The sequence below is a fragment of the Mycobacterium toneyamaense genome (assembly GCF_055384815.1).
In genome coordinates this window covers 4,093,359-4,110,013 of record NZ_AP040333.1, presented here as the reverse complement: position 1 = coordinate 4,110,013, position 16,655 = coordinate 4,093,359, and the positions used below count along the sequence as shown (strand labels likewise).

Sequence of the window (16,655 nt, the reverse complement as noted above, 5' to 3'; positions counted from 1 at the left end):
GCACCAGACGTCGTGCGCCTCGATGGTGTCGATGACCTCGCTGTTCTTCGAAGCAGCTGCAGCCCTCAGGCCGTGGTGCGGCGGGCAGTCGAGGATGCTGGCGGGGCTTTCCATGTCCTCAGCGACATCCCAAGCGGGCCTCTTACACGTGTCAGCGCGATGCCTGCTCAAGGGGCTTGCTCCCCGCTGCGGGGTCTCGCTGTGGATTTCATCCCTGGACGAATACTCACGAACGACGTGACCCCCCCGTTTCGCAGTGGCTGGGGTCGGGGCGATGGTTTTCCGCAGTGGACGGGTCCTGTCCGGGCTGCGCGTGTTCGGTCCGGTGGAACTGCAGCACTCCGTCGTCGATGGCGCGGTGTCGCATCGTGATGACGTCTTCGATGTAGTTCATGCCTTGTCGCCATGGCGCGCGGGGCCCGCTGCTGGGCATGCGGTCGAGCGCCCGTTTGACGTAGCCGGCCTCGAAGTCGAACAGCGGCCGGCGCGGCATCGTCAGGTCATCGGGGTGCGGCACGCAGCTGGTGTAGCCGTGGCTGTCCATGAATTCGATGAGCCGACACAGGTACTGACTGACCAGATCGGCCTTCAAGGTCCACGAGGAGTTGGTGTAGCCCAGCGTGTACACGAAGTTGGGGACGTCGCTGAGCATCATGCCCTTGTAAGCGAAGGCCTCGGCTACGTTCACCCGATTTCCGTTGACGCGGAGGTCGATGCCGCCGAAGAAGAGTAGGTCCAGTCCTGTTGCGGTGACCACGATGTCGGCTCGCAGTGTTGTGCCCGACGTCAGCCGTATGCCTACGTCGGTGAAGGTGTCGATGGTGTCGGTCACCACTGACGCCCGTCCGGACTTCAGCGATCGGAACAGGTCGCCGTCTGGGGCCGCGCACAGCCGCTGATCCCACGGCTGGTAGCTGGGGGTGAAGTGCGCATCGACGTCGGCTGCCGGCAAGTGTTCAGCGACGTTCTTGCGCACCATTGCTCTGATGATGCTCGGGCACCGGCGGCTCAACTCATACACGGCCCAGGCCGTGGCCACGTTCTTCCATCGCGTGAGCCGATAGGACAACTTTGAACCCACGAGCCGACGCAGGGTGTTTGCGATGACGTCCTGGGAGGGGACGGACATGATGTAGGTGGGCGAGCGTTGCAGCATCGTCACGTGAGCCGCGGACTTCGCGAGGGCGGGCACCAGCGTCACGGCGGTCGCGCCGCTGCCGATGACCACGATGTCCCGGCCAGAGTGATCGAGGTCCTCAGGCCACTGCTGCGGATGGACTACCCGACCCTCAAAGGTATCTATGCCCTTCAGTTCAGGGGTGTAGCCGGCATCGTAGGAGTAGTAGCCCGAGCACATGACCAGGAAAGAGCACTCGAAGAACCGGGTGGTCTCCCCCGCAATCACCTTGACCCGCCAGGTCGAGGTGGCTGCGGACCAGTCGGCGGCCACGACCCGGTGCCCGAACCGGATGTGGGCGTCGATGCCGCTCTCGGTTGCCGTGGATTTGATGTAGTCCAGAATGGAAGCGCCGTCGGCGATGGACTTGGCGTCGGTCCACGGCCGGAACCGGTAGCCCAGGGTGTGCATATCGGAGTCCGAGCGGATGCCGGGATACCGGAACAGATCCCACGTACCGCCGATCTGCGGGCGTGATTCCAGAATGGCGAAGCTACGATCCGGATGCGCCGACTTCAGGTGGTGGGCGGTGCCGATGCCTGACAGGCCGGCACCGACAATCAAGATGTCGAGTCGCTCCGCGGTGCTCATCGGGCCATCACCGTGCCCAGCCGCTTCGCCGCACGCGAGCTGAGAGCCGCTTGCACCGCGGCAATGCCGATGGGGTAGCGGGTCGGTGCCAGCCGGACCAGCGCGTCGATGACCTTGGCGTCGATGCCGACGAGGATCCGCGACTGTCCTCGCTCGACCCCTTCGACGATGATGTCCGCCGCCGCCTCCGGCGTCGTCATTGCAAGCGCATCGAACTCTTCGGCGATGTCATCCGGTGTTCGTCCCCACCCTTCCGTGTCCTCACGGAGACGGCCGTTGCGGGCGATGTTGGTTTTGACCCCACCGGGGTGGATGGTGACCGCCCGGACGCCCGTGCCGCGCAACTCGTGACGCAGTGACTCCGTGAATCCACGCACGGCGAACTTCGAGGCGCAGTAGGCGCTCTCGTTGCCGACTCCGATGAGACCGTAGACGCTGGAGGTGTTGACGATCGCGCCGGCGGACTGACCTAGCAACTGTGGCAGGAAGGCGCGCGTGCCGTTCACAACGCCTCGGTAGTTGATCTCGTGCAGCCAGTCCTCGTCGTCGCTGACACCGTTGCGGATGCTCGCGCTCAGGGCGACGCCGGCGTTGTTGAAGACCGCTCCGATCGGCGCGGGCGCCCACGATGCCACCTGCGCGGCGAACTCACCCACCGCCGCGGCGTCGCGTACGTCCACCACGTCGGTCAGGCACGCGCCAGAGAGCATCGACAAGGTCTCCTTGAGGCCGACCTCGTCGACGTCGGCGATTGCGACGGGACACCCCGCTGTCGAGAGCCGGTGCGCCAGCGCCCGGCCGATGCCGGAGCCGGCGCCGGTGATGACTACGGTCCTGCCGGTCAGTGTCGTTCTGCGATTGAACATCGGTGTTCCTCTCCAGATGCGGACGCGGGCCGCGGTGACGTGTCGCTTTTCGCTCGTGCGAGGCGCGTGACCCCAGTCGATCGTCGGTACTACGGAGTACCTACCCCATGGGTACTCTAGAGCACCCATGGGCGTCAAGCGACGTTGTTCGGGGACGGAGAGGCTTGTTGATGAATGAAGATGGGGTGCGATACCCGGGAAACCCCGGTGCCCGGCGTTTGCGCCGGGCCACGGGGGCGCGGGCGGGGACAACTCCTCTGGGTTTGCTGAGCTGCGCGATTACCGCCGAGGTGGGGGCGTCGCTGGCTATGCAGGCAGCAGTGGAACACCCCTGGTGGTATCTGGTGGTCGTCCTCGGGTATGGCGTCGGGTTTGCACTTCTGGTGCGCATTCTGAAGTCGGGCACGGCGGTCGGGGTGGCGTACGGCATTTGGGCAGCCAGCGGCGTCGCCCTGACCGCCCTGTGCGCCGCCCTGCTGTTCGGCCACACACTCTCCGGCACGTCGGTGGGCGGCATTGCCCTGATCGTCGTGGGGGTCGTTCTGGTCGAGTGGGGCGCGCAGGCTGGTCACCGGCGGATCGGCCGGGAGCTCTGATGCAGTGGTGGATTCTAGGATTCGCGATCCTCAGCGAGGTGAGCGCGACTCTGTGCCTCAAAATCGCCGTGGACCGCGGCCGTCCGTCGTGGTACTTGGTCGTGATCCTCGGTTACGTGATCGCCTTTTCCTGCCTGGCCTGGAGCCTGTCGCTCGGCCTGCCGATCGGGATCGCCTATGGCGTGTGGGCGGCGTGCGGAGTGGCGCTAACAGCGATCTTCGCACGGCTGTTCCTGCGAGAGCCGCTGACGCGGACCATGGCATGCGGCATCTTGGTGATCGTTGTGGGGGTGTGGCTCGTGGAGGCGGGGCACTGACGCATTTAACCGTGTGAGTCTCAGGTCGGTTGCGGCGTGTCGACGTCAAGTGACAGCAGTGCCGCCGTGCTGGCTATCGCCAGATCCACTCCGTCGGCGATCCGGCCGGATGACTGCAGGATGTCGGCGACGAGTTCATTCAGCGCGCCTTGGACCATCATCGCGTGCAGCCGGGTGGCGGGTTCGATTCCGGCGCGCCGAAACTGCTCGTTGTCGGTCATGGTGGTGATGAGGGAGGCGAAGGCGTCGTTGCTCTGGCGGATCACCGGCTCGGCGATCTCTCCCAGGTAGGGGAGTTCGCGAATGGAGCACAGGTGGACTGCCGGCCACCGTTCGACATGAGCGAAATAGACGCGGATCGCCTTGTCCACCTGCGACTTCCACGACAGTCGCGGGTCTACCGCCGCACGCAGGTCCGCGATCAGACTGGCGTTGACATCCTTCATCAGCGCCAAGAGGGCGTCGTCTTTGGTCCCGAAGACACGGTAGAAGGTCCGACGAGATGCCTTGGCCAGGCTGACCACGTCGGTAACAGCGGTCTTGCGGTAGCCCTTGACTTCGATGGACTGCGCCAGGGCTCGGATTAGGCGCTCGTGCGCGTCGACGGGGACTGAGCCCGGCAGAGGAGTGGAATGACTCATCGCTGCGCGCCTTTTCCCCACGACGCCAGCCATGGACGGATTGTAGCGAGTCTGGGCCGCCGCTCGGCGGCGCAGACTCGCCTCAGTGCAATCGTCATCGTGGGCGCGGTGATCAGACCGAGGGTCGCCGCAGCTAGCCCCGCAGGTCCTTGCGCAGTATTTTCCCGGACGCCGACTTCGGTATGGCGTCGATGAACTCCACCCGGCGCACCTTCTTGTACGGCGCGACGTTGTCGGCCACGAACGCCATGACCTGTTCTTCGTCGACGGCGGCGCCGGACTGCTTGACGACAAAAGCTTTCGGGATCTCCTCACCGTCAGCATCGGTGACACCGATGACGGCGGCATCGGCGATGCCGGGATGGGTCAGCAGTAGGGCCTCGAGTTCGGCGGGCGGCACCTGATACCCCTTGTACTTGATCAGTTCCTTGAGCCGGTCGACGATGTACACGCAACCAGTGGAGTCCACACACGCCATGTCGCCGGTGTGCAGGAACCCGTCGCCGTCGATGGTCTCGGAAGTCGCCTTGTCGTTGCCCAGATAGCCGGCCATCACATTGGGGCCGGAGAACCACAATTCGCCGGCCTCGCTACGACCCGACTCCGGAATGCCGATTTCGGCGCCGGTTTCCGGGTTGATGATCTTGCTGACGGCATTTGGCACAGTCCAGCCCACTGAGCTCAGGGGCGGGGTCACCCCGACGCTTTGCTCACCACCGTCGAAGGGCATGCAGTGGCTCACCGGGGAGAGTTCACTCATCCCGTAGCCCTGCACAACCCGGCAGCTGATCCGCTTGGCGACGGCATGGCCCAGATCCTCGTCCAGGGGTGCGGCGCCCGACATGACGACCTTCAGTGACGACAGATCGAACTGGTCGATGACTGGGTGCTTGGCCAACGCGACCGCGACCGGCGGGGCGATGTAGCCAACGGTGCACCGGTGGTTCTCGATGTTGGTCAGGAACTTCTGCAGATCGAAGGACGGCATGATGACCAGCCGGGCCCGGGCGCGCAACGCGGCGTTCAGCAGAACTGTCATCCCGTAGATGTGAAAGAACGGGAGCACGGCGATGATCACGTCATCGGCGGTGATCCCCTGGATGGAACTGAACTGTGCGACGTTGGCCACGAGGTTGCGATGGGTGAGCATGACGCCCTTGGGATTGCCCGTTGTCCCGGAACTGTAGGGCAGCGCCGCCAGATGTGTCGCGGCGTCGAACGAGACCATGGGGGAGTCGGCGCCGCAGGCCAGCAGATCATCGACACTTAGATGCTCGGCCGCAGCGGCTTGGCCGGCGCCGTCGAGCACCACTACCTCGCTGGGGGACAGGCCGGCGTGCGCAGCGCCTTCGGCGGCCTGGGGCAGCAGTGCGCAGACGGTGATGAGCATCGTGGCGTGCGCGTCGGTCAACTGCGTGGCAATGTCCTTGGCGGTGAACAGCGCGTTGATGGTGGTGGCCGTCGCCCCGGCGCGCAGGATGCCGTGGAACGCGACTGCGAAGCCCGAGCTGTTGGGGGCAAGCAGACCCACGACGTCGCCGACACCGATTCCGCGGCCGGCCAGACCCGCGGCGAAGGCATCGATGCGGGTGATCAGACCCCGGTAGGTCAGCTCGGTGCCCGTCGGGGCGTCCACCAGCGCCACCCGATCGGCATCGGCGTCTGATAATTCGCCGAACAGGTAGTCGTAGACACCGGTGTCGGGAATCTCGACCTCGGGGTACGGGCTGGTGATTGTCACGACGCTCCTTCGGTGTCGAGTTGGGCGATGAATTCTCTTGGTGGCCACAACCGGTATGACGTGTCGATCAGCTTCGCCACCTCCTCCCGATCAGGGTTCGAGTCACTGCCGTCGCCGTCAGATCCAGGCCCAACCAACAAGGGGACTCGGGTACATCAGGCAGAGGAACTTGCTGTCCTGGCTCATGCGGCCGCTCGGTCGGATCAAGGGGGAGTGGCCGTGGCGGACCATCTCGCCCGCCGACTGCTTGGAATGTCGCCCTACAGACCAAGCTCTCGGGGCGTGGAACATCGGCCTGCCGTGCGAGATCTTGTCGAGTGGCCCGGGGAAGCTCCGAGCGATTCGCCGCACGTCCTATCGCGCGGCAGCCGTATCGAGCAAGCCGCTGCTCGATCGTCCGCCCTATGCCCGAAGCCGCGCCGGTGATGACCGCAGTGTGGCGGCGAGCGGATCAGGCCTCTGATGGTGCATCGCTTCTCCGTTTCTAGATGGTCGAGCTGAAGGTGCCTGGGGCGGCCGCAGCCTGGACATCGCCGCGCACTTGCGGCGGCAGGTCGGTGGTGCCCGCCTGGTCGGCGACGGCGTCAACGAGCTGCGGCCAGAACGCAGGAGGGTAGTCGTGGCCCAATCCGGGTACGACCCACAGTCGCGAATGCCCGATGGCCCGGTGGGTGGCCCGGCCGCCCGATGTGGCGACCATCCGGTCGCGGTCTCCGTGGATCACCAGTGTCGGCGCGATTATGCGAGCGAGTTCGGCAGTGCGGTCGCCGGTGGCCAGTATCGCCGCAAGCTGCCGGGAGGCTCCGCCGGGGCTCGGGTCGCGGCGCCAGGCCGCAGCGGCGTGGTCGCGTATCCAGGCTTCGTCCTGCGGGAAGCCAACGGAGCCGATGTGAGCGTACGTCGCGACATCGGCGTCGGCGGCCTCGTGGGCCGAGGACGGTGGCGAGGCGAGCATCCTCAACCAGGTCGACCAGGCGGGCCGTCCGATGCGCGGCGCACCGGTGGTGGAGAACATGGAGGTCAGGCTGGCCACTCGCTGCGGCCACCGGCTGGCAACGACCTGCGCGATCATGCCGCCCATCGACGCGCCGAAGACATGGGCCCGTTCAATCGCCAGCGCGTCCAGCAGCCCTACGGTGTCGCGGGCCAGGTGGTGGAGACCATAGGTATCGCTGGGGTAGCGACCGGTGAGCATGGCCAGCAGCCCGGGGGGCTTCGCGCTCGCGTGAGTCGACCGGCCGCTGTCGCGGTTATCGAAGCGAATCACCCGAAAACCGCGCCCGGCCAGTGCCTCGCACAGCGGTAACGGCCAGGACAGCAGTTGCTGGCCCAGTCCGGCGACGAGTAGCAGTGGCGTCGCATCGGCGTCACCGATCTGCTCGAAGCACAACGTGATCCCTTGGCCGACATCGGCGAACTCCTCACGGGGGTCGGTCATCACGCCACGACCTCGCCGACCGCGGCGTCGACCCTGCCGACGACCTGCGGCACAGTGCGGCGATGCCAGACGGCCCGGCCACCGTCGCCCGGGGTCCAGGCCACACCCCGGGAGCGCCACTTCTCGTCCGGGGCTGTCGTGGGGGACAGCTCATAGTCCTGCAGCAAGGTGCGCAACACGACGTTCATCTCCATGTCGGCGAAGGCGGCACCGATGCACCGGCGGGTGCCACCACCAAACGGAATCCAGGAGTACATACCGGGTTTGGCGCCAATGAACCGGTCGGGGTGGAACGTCATGGGGTCAGGGAAAACGTTCTCGTCGAGCTGTACCTGGTCGAGCGCGACCACAATCTGGTAGCCCGGCGGGATCACCCACTGGCCCAGTTGCAGGGGCTCCCCGGCGATCATCCGCGCGACCTCGGTAACAACCGGCCGGGTGCGCTGGACCTCGAGCACCGTGGCTGCCAACAGCTCGGTTCCACCTCGATCGATCTCCTCGACGAGTCGGTCGAGGAGCGCAGGATGGCGTCGCAGCCGTTCGACGGCCCAGGCAAGTGTGTTGGCCGTGGTCTCGTGCCCTGCGCCGAGCAGGGTGAAAAGCTCATCGGCGATCTCGGTGTCGGTCATCGCTTCGCCGTCCTCGTAGGTGCTCTGCACCAGCATGGCCAGGACGTCGTCGCGTTCGGACAGCGTCGGATCGGCGCGCGTGGCCGCGATGAGGTCGAGCACCACTGCGTCATACTCGGCACGCATCGAGCGGAATCGTGCCCAAGCCCCCCATCTGCGGTCGGGGTCGGCGAACGGTGAGGCGGTCAGCTTGGCTCCGAGTTCCACCATCGGCGGCATGATGCGTCGCAACTGCTCCAGGTGTGCGCCTTCGGCGCCGAGGACGGCGCGCAGGATGATGTTGAGCGTCAAGCGCATGAATGGCTCGGCGGACTCCATCTCCTCGCCCATCCGCCACGTCGTGGCCTCGCGGCGGGTCTCCTCGATCATGAGCTGCTCGTGGGCCCTCATCTGTCTGCCGTGGAAGGGCGGTACCAGGAGCTTGCGTCGGCGTCGGTGCGCTTCGCCCTCCAGTGCGAACGTCGACCCGGGCCCGAGGACGTTGCCGAGGTTGGGGACCCCGTTACCGGCGATCTCAGTACTGGCGGTGAAGAGTTCCTTGGTCAGATCGGCGGTGGTCAACACGACGCAGCGCCCGTAGGGCGCCATCTTCATGGTGAAGGTCGACCCGTGGCGGCACTGAAGTCCGGTCAGAAGACGTCTGCGGAAATAGATCCAGCCGGCGAGCAAAACCGGGCCGGGGAGCCTGGTCGCCTCCGGTAGGCGGGCCGCCGAGGGGGTAGTGAGCGAGTTCATGTCTTCTCTCCCTTTCGACGTCGGGTACTTAACAGTACCCTCCGTACCGTACAGCGATGTGAGTGCCACCACAATGTTCGGTGGGTGCAAAGCCGGGGCGAAGAGAATCCTGACCGGCAATCGCCATGGAATCCGGTCGAGGTGGTGGCTGTCGTCCCGCGATTCCTTCGCCTGCGCCGCCCTAACTCTCGGAGTGAAACGGACCGCTTAGGCGCGAAGACGCACTCTGTCGGCAGCGAATTGCGCTGCTTCGGTGGTCATCCCAGCTGTGCGATATGCGCTGTGGGCGGAGCGTTCAAAGCCGTCTGGCGAGCACACCGGGTCCCCAACCATACAGAGGTCGATGGTCCGGTCGGCATACCGCGAGCCGATGGTAATGGGTGGGGCTGTTTGGACGAGCATGTGCACAAAGCCTTGCGTGGGTTTGCCGAACAACACTACGGCGGCGACATGATCGGCGATCTCGGGTGGTAGCGGGCCCGTAATTCCGGGCGGCAGAGCGTATCCCGGCGGAACGACGTCGGTGGTGGTGTAGGCCGCCACGGCGGCTCCCTGTGAGTACCCGCCGAGCACGATCTGCGTTTCCGGGCATTGCGCGGCGATCGCCGCAACTCTGGTGCTCGCGTCGGCAACCCCGTCGGCCGCCCGGGGAAAATCGAGGGAGGCAGGATAATTCACGGGGTAGAGATCTACGGACTCATCGGGCAGATGGGCGCGCAGTGCGTCGACGAACGCTTGTCCTGTTTGCCCGGGTCCTGGCGCTTCGAAGGTGCCGCGAGCGAAGACCACCTCGACTCCTGGGCAGGGGTCGGCGGACGCCGCGGGGATGAGTGTCAACGACGACGCGAGGGCCGTCAGGGCTACCGTTAGCAGAAGGGGTAGGCGGCGTCGTCCGGCGTACGTCAACGTTCCGGCCTTTTTGTCGGCGATGGTGGGATGCGAAGTCGATCGGAATCTACGTTGTCCAGACCTCAGGCGGGTGTCATGCATGTTGGTTCTCCAGTGGGAGTTCGAATGTGAGCTGAGGGGATCGCGAGCGCCACGAGACTGCGGTTGGTCGGCGCATGATTCATGGCATCACGATCGGATTGGTGGGCTGTGAAGGGTCTTGGCGTCGGCGTCGGCCAACCCCGGAGCGCCAGCTGGTGATCGCGGTTACCGCAACCGAGACAAGGGTCTGAGCGCCTGCACCTCAAGGGTAAGCAGCGGGCTCACTCTCCGCCGTCGTCGACGACGTTCTGCACGTCCTCTGGGGTCAGGAGTTGTCGCGTGGCGGCCGCGCGAGCTGCTGCCAGGTCAGGATTGTCGGAACTGGCGAAATCGATGGCCAGGGATCCGTTGAAGGTGGTGATGTACGCGCTTTCTGTCATGTGCAGGCCGGGGATGTCGAGTCCCTGTGGCGACTGCCATTGTTGATAGGATGCTGGGTGAAAATCGATGAGCGAAACGCTCGGCGGGGTAACGAGTTCGGGTATCCGCCCCCAGTTGGTGCTGCTCAGTGTTTCCCCGGGAGTCAGCACTGCGGGCAGTTCGGGGAACTCGTCATTGGATAGTGCCGCCACTAGTCCCAAGAGCTCGGCGATCATGCCTCGGTCCAGATCCGCTGCGAGCTTGGTATTGAGTTTGCGGGCCATCTCGTACATTCCGTCCCCAGCGACATCGGCCCCTGTCGCAAACACCGGGGCTATCACATTCGTGCCCTCGGTGAGTCCCACCGGCGGGTTCAGACGTGAGCGTAGGTCGACGGTGTACATGTAGGCGATCTCGCGCACGTCGACGGAACGTACCTGCGCTTCGGCAAGAATCAACGCAGCCGAGATGACGCCATTGACTGTCGTGTGCTGCGACCGTGCGTTGGAGATGAGTTGTGTTGTCTGCGCCGGCGGCAGCCGCAGCCGGATGAACTCGGCGGACGCAGCGTCGTTCGCGACGGCGGTGTCGCTGATGTCATTGCAGGGCAATGGAACTGAGCCCGACGATGTAGCGTCAGGGTAACCGCGTGCCAGCAGCAGGGCCTCGGCCGACTCAGGGTACGGGTGGGGAGTTAGGGTGGGGGATGGGCGTCCGGCAACGATATCGGTGTACATCGACCACAGTTGAGTGAGAAGGACCAGAGAATGCTGCCCGTCAGCCACGCTGTGGTGGGTGAAGAAGGCGACAGTAGTATCGCCTTCTCCTTCGGCGATGTGCACGGCGCACACTTGGTCTTGCTGGCGCATCGTCAAGCCACGCAGAGGCGGTGAGCCGCGCCCCGAGGTGACGGTCACGTAGGTGGGGTCAGCATCGTCTCTTTCTGCGGTGATAGCGTGCCGCCCGGTGCCCAGTGGGACTATTCGGGTGGCGAGCACTGGATAACACGATCGCAGTTGGGCAAGGGCGCGCGTCATCGCCGCGACATCGATATGCCCAGTTGCACGAACGCAGTATCCGACGAAGCTGCCAAAGCTGGCGTACACCTCCTCGCTCAGGTCCAGCGGACGAATCAGCGATTGGGTCGCTGCTGTCGCGCGGTGATCTGCCATTTTGAAAGTCCCTCTCGATTCATTGCGGATCCAACTTCGACCCACAATATCTGGGTCATGTGACCCGGGGTCACATGACCCAACTTAGAGGTAGGCTGATCAGGTGTCAAAGAGTCTCCGATCACAGCGCGCCCTCGAACGTCGTCAGCAGCTCATCAACGCGGCGATAGAGGTGATCGCCGACGTGGGGTTGGAAGCGACGACCACCCGCAAGGTGGCCGAGCAATCCGGCCTCCCGTTAAGTTCGGTGCACCACACGTTCACGGACAAAGACGAATTGATCTGCGCAGTCATAGATTTCGTTGGCGACCAAGTCGAAGCGCTGCGGCGCGATGCGCAACACCCGCAGGCTCGGAAACATTCGACACCCGAGAACGCGGTGCGCGAGGCGCTGTTTGTCTTCTGGAGCCTCGTCGAAGACGATCCGTCCTTCCAGCTGATGCAATTTGAGCTCATGATCTACTGTTTGCGCCACCCTGACTCGCACTGGATGGCGCAACGGCAGTACGACCGCAACTGCGCTCTTGTCGCCAATGCGTTGAGGACAGCGGTCGAGGGTACGGTCGCCGCGGGCGGTATTGACATCGAGCAGACCGCTCGGCTGATCTTGGCTGCCCTGGACGGTATCGTGCTGCATTTCCTTGTGTATAGAGATCGCGAACGGGCCAAGATCGCGCTGGAGAGCCTAGCGAGTGCTTGTAGCCCGTACCTCACCGGGGGCCCGGGCTCGTACCGAGGTCCCAGATCGCTCCCAGCCACGCTGCGATTCTGACCCTCGGAAAGGGTGACTATCGCGAATCCTCCGGCGTAGACAGCACCGTGCCCTCGGGAGGCCGGGCTGTGCTGTCGCCCGCGACGAGGCGGAGTCGGCTCGTCACCTCGATGGCCGCCGAAGGTTCGAGTGCGTCTTGGCCGGTGATGATGAGTTGCACCATGTACCTCGCACTGAATTCGAGATCGTGGCCGGCATCGCGGATCGCGCCACGCAAATCGACTGTGCCGTAAGCAGAATCGCCATACCACTCACGCCCACCACCACTGGTGGTGGTGTCCTCGGTCAGGAACTGCTCGGCGACCGCGGCATCGGAATTCTCGGTTCCGGCGGCCATGGTCAACGCCTCATCGGTGATGATCCCAGTCTCGGGTTCGGCCACCACATGCGCCCGACACCCATCCCGGTGTGCCTCAGGTGACTTACGGGTATGGCGGGCGTCGGGGTCGACCTGGGAGATCACCCCGTCCGGGGCGACCCGACGGGCCGATACGCCACCGCCCGTCGGTGCCGTCTGAGCCTTCAGCTGGTTCGACATCTTGGCCAACGCCGCCGCCACCATCTCCTCGGCAGCGATCTGCTCGTCAATCCCGGCCAGTGCCTCCAACAGGGCGTTCGCATCGTTGACCAGCGCCGAGACCAACGCGTCCTTGGCGCCGGGTTCCTCCCAGTCGATCTGAGGCTTCCCCGCACGGCTGTAGTCATGCCCGGTGCACACCGCCGCGATGGCCTCGCTGCCCCCGGGTACCACCCGCCCGACCCGGCGGATCGCCAAAATCAGCTGGGTGATGGTGTCCTGGGTGGCCACCGCGTCAGCCAGAATCGTGGAATCCACCGCCCGCCTACGCCGACCAGTCATCACCCCGGTCTGTGTGATCACCGCGCGTACCGCGTCGTTGATCCGCTGCGGCCGCTCCGATTTCGCCAGTCGTTGCGCCAGTACACCAGCGTCGACGGATCAAAACCCTTGTCGTCCAACGCCATCCCGGTAGCGACCTTCCACCGCAGATCACACCGGACCGCCTCAGCGGTCTCGCGATCCGACAGGTCCTGCAACGTCTGCAACACCAGAACCGAGGCCATCACCGACGCCGGGATCGACGGCCGTCCCCTACCCGAAGTAAACATGGCTGATCATCGCCTGGACTTGTTCGGCGACGGTGAGCTCGAGGATCCTGGTGGGTCATTTGGTGGCGCCGGGCAGTATGTTCGCGTTTTTGGTTTGTGCAGGGTGCGGAGCGGCCGGATCGGGAGTTGTTGGACGCGTAGCCTATTATCCCAGCTCACACCAACCCCACCACGAAGGCACGCCGATTATTCAGCGGCCTCCCAGATGCCGCGATGCTGACACTCCTCTGGCGCGCAGTTGTTGCATCAAACGCAATTCTTCCCATTTCTGACAGCAGATCGAACGGTGAATGCCACACGTCTGGCAGTGCTGCGTTCCGATCAGCACACGTCCGGCGCCACCCCGTAGTGGATGCCCATTGATAGCGTCCCGGGGAGTGGTGGACTTCGGATCTGGCGTGGTTCACGCGTTGTGATCAACGAGTCATGGTGAACGCTAGGCGATTTGGTGTTGTTTGGCAAGTGCTGCCGCGGCGTGTTTGGCGGCGATCACGGCGCGTAGTTCGTCCATGGAGACATCGGAGAGGTAGCGGCGGGTGACCTGCCACTCGTCGTGGGATTCGATGACCACCGCGGTGGCCAGGCGAAGGAACGCCGCCGGATTGGGGAAGATCTCCACGACATCGGCCCGACGCTTGATCTCTTTATTCAGACGCTCTATCGGATTATTCGACCAGATCTTCTGCCAATGCGCCTTCGGGAACGCAGTGAACGCCAACACGTCGGTCTTGGCCTCGCCCATCATCGCGGCCACCTTCGGGAACGACGCGGCCAGGGTGTCGGCGACCCGGTCCCACTGCGCGGCGACCTCGTCGGGTTCGGTGTGAGCGAAGATGGTCTTGACCGCCGCGGTAACCGCCGGGGCGTGTTTGGCCGATACCGCGGTATGCAGGTTCCGCATGAAATGCACCCGGCACCGCTGCCACGATGAGTTCGTGAACTGCTGTGCCACAGCGACTTTCAACCCAGCGTGCGCATCGGAGATGACCAGGTGCACCCCCGATAGGCCGCGCGCCTTAAGCGAGGCGAGGAACTCGCGCCAGAACTCGAACGACTCGCTGTCACCGACCGCGGTGCCCAGCACCTCACGGGTGCCGTCGATCGACACGCCGGTCGCGACCACCAGGGCCTGGGAGACCACGTGCGCCCCCACGCGGACCTTGCAGAAGGTGGCATCGCAGAACACGTAGGGGAAGCTGGTGTGGGTCAGCGAGCGTTCCCGAAACGCTGTGATCTCGCGGTCCAGGCCGGCGCAGATCCGCGACACCTCCGACTTGGACACCCCGGTCTGCACGCCCATCGCCGTCACCAGGTCATCGACGCTGCGGGTGGACACCCCGTGCACGTAGGCCTCCATGATGACCGCGTGCAGCGCCTTGTCGATACGCCGGCGGGGTTCCAGCAGCGACGGGAAGAACGATCCCGCCCGTAGCTTGGGGATCTGCACCTCGATGTCCCCGGCGGTCGTGGAGACGGTCTTGGGGCGGTGCCCGTTGCGGTGCACCGTGCGGCCGTCGCTGCGTTCGTAACGGCCCGCGCCGATCGCCGCGGTGGCCTCGGCCTCGATGAGCTGCTGCAACCCGGAACGGATCAACTCGGCGAACACCGCACCCGAGTCAGCGGACTTCAGTGCATCGAGCTGAGCGAGCAGGGCAGAATGGTCAAGGGTCATCGCGCGGTTTCCTTCGGTGAGTCACTTTGGTACGTAACTCACTGACCACTACGCGATGGCCCACCCCAACACCGGCACCGACACGGCCTGAACATCTCCGCCCACCTCAGCCCCGTCCCCGAATTCCCACCACCCCAGGGGACTTAGCCTGCCCATTTACGCAGTACAGAGGGGGCGGCGGCTCCTCCCAGCCATGCCGCGTTCGACGCAACTCCATCCTCGCCATGCCCTAAGTTCCGGGATCGCTGGACCGAAGAGACCAAACAGCCCTGTAGATACAGTTGTCTACAGTTTATTCTGGGATCATGTCTACACCTACAACAACGATCCGCGTACCGGTTACCACTCGTGATCGCCTCAATGCACAAGCCCGCGACCGCGGCATCTCCGTCGTCGCACTCCTCGACGAATGGTCCCACCGCGCCGAAAGGGACGCCGCCTTCGCCGAGGAACGCGCCGCCACCCGCGCAGAAGCCGCCAACCCAGCCGTCATCGAGGAGGACCGCGACTGGGAACAGGCCGACGCCGATGGAATCGACTAATCCCCGCCGGGGCGAACTGTGGCTGGTCGCCTTCGGCGCCGGCCGCCCCGGCGAACCCGCCAAACACCGGCCCGCCGTCATCGTGTCGGCTGACGAACTCCTCACCGGCGATCCGAATCCCACCGAACTCGTCGTGGTGATACCGGTGTCGAGTTCGCGCACACCGACAAGCCTCCGGCCACCGATCACCCCCGATGAAGGCGTCGACACCAACAGCGTCGCAGTCTGCCGGGCAGTCCGAGGCATCGCCCGAGGACGACTACTGCGCCACCTCGGAACGCTCAACAGACCCACGATGAGCCACATCGAGAAGTCCGTGGCCCTCATCCTCGGACTCGACCGATGACCCGGCCGCAAGCCCCGATGAGTTCGCGCCGAGCGCAGGTCCAGTCTCGGCGATGCCCCAGTGCCATCCTGGTAACGCTTCAAGCTGATCGCGCCGACGAGGGTGCAGCTTTCGGCGGCGCGAAGGCCGACGCATCTGGCGCACCCAGTCGCTCACATTAATGCCGTCCGGCGAGTGGTAATCAGCGGGTGGGTCGGCGTGGCCGTGCTCGGCCGCGAATGCCGCTAGCGCAGCGAAAGAGTCATCCCACGTTGATGCCTGGCGGAGATCCCACGACCAGCCTGGCACCGCTTCGAGCTGTTTGCGTCGCTGCGGATCCATTCTGTCCCGGCGCCCGGGACGGCGCAGCGTGACCACCCAACTGTTGAGCTTGAACAACCTGGGATCCCCTGTGTCACGCGGCGGATAGGCGTGCCCGTGCTCGACCGCGAACGCCGTCAGAGCGGCTAGGTTCTCTTCCCACTGTGCCTCAGCGGGGTTCCACGCCCAGCCGGGCAGCGATTCCAGCCGCGCGCGGCGCTCATCGGACAACTTCGCTCGTCGGCGACGCTGATCGGAAACCCAGTGCCCCAGAGCAAGTCCGGACTCGGCATAGTAGGCCTGCGGCGGCCGGGCATGTCCGTGCTGGGCGGCATAGACGGCCAAGTCCCCGAAATTGATGTCCCATTGGTCATCAAGTGCCTTCCACGACCACCCGGGTAGCCCGGCAAGGCGCCTCGCGCGTGCAGCGGGCAGCTTTCCGTTGTTGTGAAGTCTGCGTTGCATCCCCACCCAATTGCCGACCGCGAAATCGCCAACCCGGTACGCCGCGGGTGGGCGGGTGTGTCCGTGCTCGGCCCCATACTGGACTAACGCAGCGAAGTTGGCCTCCCACTGCTGATCTGTGAGCGGATCCCACGTCCAACCCGGCAGCGACTCGAAAAGTTTCTACGCGGCGCGCTG

The 16,655-nt window shown here is 64.9% G+C and carries 17 protein-coding genes; 5 read left to right on the top strand and 12 right to left on the bottom strand.

Annotated features, from left to right (window positions below):
• Positions 1-226: 226 nt before the first annotated feature.
• Both ACZ5IQ_RS19770 and ACZ5IQ_RS19765 read right to left on the bottom strand, forming a co-directional pair.
• Positions 227-1,768, bottom strand: a complete 1,542-nt coding sequence (locus tag ACZ5IQ_RS19770) for a flavin-containing monooxygenase (RefSeq protein WP_464480132.1) — start codon at positions 1,766-1,768, stop codon at positions 227-229.
• Positions 1,765-2,634, bottom strand: coding sequence for an SDR family NAD(P)-dependent oxidoreductase (locus ACZ5IQ_RS19765; RefSeq protein ID WP_079632909.1), 870 nt, complete (start codon positions 2,632-2,634; stop codon positions 1,765-1,767). Before ACZ5IQ_RS19765 ends, ACZ5IQ_RS19770 begins: the two co-directional genes overlap by 4 nt.
• 218 nt (positions 2,635-2,852) lie before the next feature.
• On the opposite strand from ACZ5IQ_RS19765, the gene ACZ5IQ_RS19760 reads away from it, so the two are divergent.
• Both ACZ5IQ_RS19760 and ACZ5IQ_RS19755 read left to right on the top strand, forming a co-directional pair.
• Positions 2,853-3,230 carry a DMT family transporter gene (locus tag ACZ5IQ_RS19760; RefSeq protein ID WP_323848553.1) on the top strand — a complete coding sequence of 126 codons (378 nt, stop codon included), beginning with the start codon at positions 2,853-2,855 and terminating at the stop codon, positions 3,228-3,230.
• On the top strand, positions 3,230-3,547 hold the full coding sequence (locus ACZ5IQ_RS19755; RefSeq protein ID WP_078358321.1) for a DMT family transporter: 318 nt from the start codon (positions 3,230-3,232) through the stop codon (positions 3,545-3,547). The genes ACZ5IQ_RS19760 and ACZ5IQ_RS19755 overlap by 1 nt, the downstream gene beginning before the upstream one ends.
• A 20-nt stretch (positions 3,548-3,567) precedes the next feature.
• Here ACZ5IQ_RS19755 and ACZ5IQ_RS19750 read toward each other — a convergent pair whose 3' ends face one another.
• The 6 genes from ACZ5IQ_RS19750 to ACZ5IQ_RS19725 form a co-directional block, all read right to left on the bottom strand.
• Positions 3,568-4,221: a TetR/AcrR family transcriptional regulator gene (locus tag ACZ5IQ_RS19750; protein ID WP_078358322.1), complete on the bottom strand. Its 654-nt coding sequence runs from the start codon at positions 4,219-4,221 to the stop codon at positions 3,568-3,570.
• A gap of 100 nt (positions 4,222-4,321) precedes the next feature.
• Positions 4,322-5,929, bottom strand: coding sequence for a 4-coumarate--CoA ligase family protein (locus ACZ5IQ_RS19745; RefSeq protein ID WP_079632912.1), 1,608 nt, complete (start codon positions 5,927-5,929; stop codon positions 4,322-4,324).
• 484 nt (positions 5,930-6,413) lie between these two features.
• Positions 6,414-7,367: an alpha/beta fold hydrolase gene (locus ACZ5IQ_RS19740; RefSeq protein ID WP_079632914.1), complete on the bottom strand. Its 954-nt coding sequence runs from the start codon at positions 7,365-7,367 to the stop codon at positions 6,414-6,416.
• Complete coding sequence (locus ACZ5IQ_RS19735) at positions 7,367-8,731, bottom strand: cytochrome P450 (protein ID WP_064282754.1); 1,365 nt, start codon at positions 8,729-8,731, stop codon at positions 7,367-7,369. The genes ACZ5IQ_RS19740 and ACZ5IQ_RS19735 overlap by 1 nt, the downstream gene beginning before the upstream one ends.
• Before the next feature lie 207 nt (positions 8,732-8,938).
• Positions 8,939-9,589: a cutinase family protein gene (locus ACZ5IQ_RS19730; RefSeq protein WP_064282769.1), complete on the bottom strand. Its 651-nt coding sequence runs from the start codon at positions 9,587-9,589 to the stop codon at positions 8,939-8,941.
• Between the two features lie 353 nt (positions 9,590-9,942).
• Positions 9,943-11,253 (bottom strand): phthiocerol/phthiodiolone dimycocerosyl transferase family protein, encoded by a 1,311-nt coding sequence (locus ACZ5IQ_RS19725; RefSeq protein ID WP_079632916.1) that lies wholly within the window; start codon positions 11,251-11,253, stop codon positions 9,943-9,945.
• A 103-nt stretch (positions 11,254-11,356) separates the two neighbouring features.
• Between ACZ5IQ_RS19725 and ACZ5IQ_RS19720 the strand changes: the two genes are divergently transcribed.
• On the top strand, positions 11,357-12,025 hold the full coding sequence (locus ACZ5IQ_RS19720) for a TetR/AcrR family transcriptional regulator (RefSeq protein WP_046361780.1): 669 nt from the start codon (positions 11,357-11,359) through the stop codon (positions 12,023-12,025).
• A 16-nt stretch (positions 12,026-12,041) separates the two neighbouring features.
• On the opposite strand, the gene ACZ5IQ_RS19715 is transcribed toward ACZ5IQ_RS19720, so the two are convergent.
• From ACZ5IQ_RS19715 to ACZ5IQ_RS19705, 3 genes are all read right to left on the bottom strand, one after another.
• Positions 12,042-12,860 (bottom strand): hypothetical protein, encoded by an 819-nt coding sequence (locus tag ACZ5IQ_RS19715; protein WP_052765110.1) that lies wholly within the window; start codon positions 12,858-12,860, stop codon positions 12,042-12,044.
• 41 nt (positions 12,861-12,901) lie between these two features.
• Complete coding sequence (locus tag ACZ5IQ_RS19710) at positions 12,902-13,153, bottom strand: transposase (RefSeq protein ID WP_079632918.1); 252 nt, start codon at positions 13,151-13,153, stop codon at positions 12,902-12,904.
• A gap of 436 nt (positions 13,154-13,589) precedes the next feature.
• Positions 13,590-14,825: an IS256 family transposase gene (locus ACZ5IQ_RS19705; RefSeq protein WP_036437208.1), complete on the bottom strand. Its 1,236-nt coding sequence runs from the start codon at positions 14,823-14,825 to the stop codon at positions 13,590-13,592.
• A gap of 305 nt (positions 14,826-15,130) precedes the next feature.
• On the opposite strand from ACZ5IQ_RS19705, the gene ACZ5IQ_RS19700 reads away from it, so the two are divergent.
• On the top strand, positions 15,131-15,367 hold the full coding sequence (locus ACZ5IQ_RS19700; protein ID WP_046361779.1) for a hypothetical protein: 237 nt from the start codon (positions 15,131-15,133) through the stop codon (positions 15,365-15,367).
• Positions 15,354-15,713, top strand: a complete 360-nt coding sequence (locus ACZ5IQ_RS19695) for a type II toxin-antitoxin system PemK/MazF family toxin (RefSeq protein WP_464480131.1) — start codon at positions 15,354-15,356, stop codon at positions 15,711-15,713. Before ACZ5IQ_RS19700 ends, ACZ5IQ_RS19695 begins: the two co-directional genes overlap by 14 nt.
• On the opposite strand, the gene ACZ5IQ_RS19690 is transcribed toward ACZ5IQ_RS19695, so the two are convergent.
• On the bottom strand, positions 15,627-16,625 hold the full coding sequence (locus tag ACZ5IQ_RS19690; RefSeq protein WP_236745855.1) for a helicase associated domain-containing protein: 999 nt from the start codon (positions 16,623-16,625) through the stop codon (positions 15,627-15,629). The genes ACZ5IQ_RS19695 and ACZ5IQ_RS19690 overlap by 87 nt on opposite strands.
• Positions 16,626-16,655: the final 30 nt, after the last annotated feature.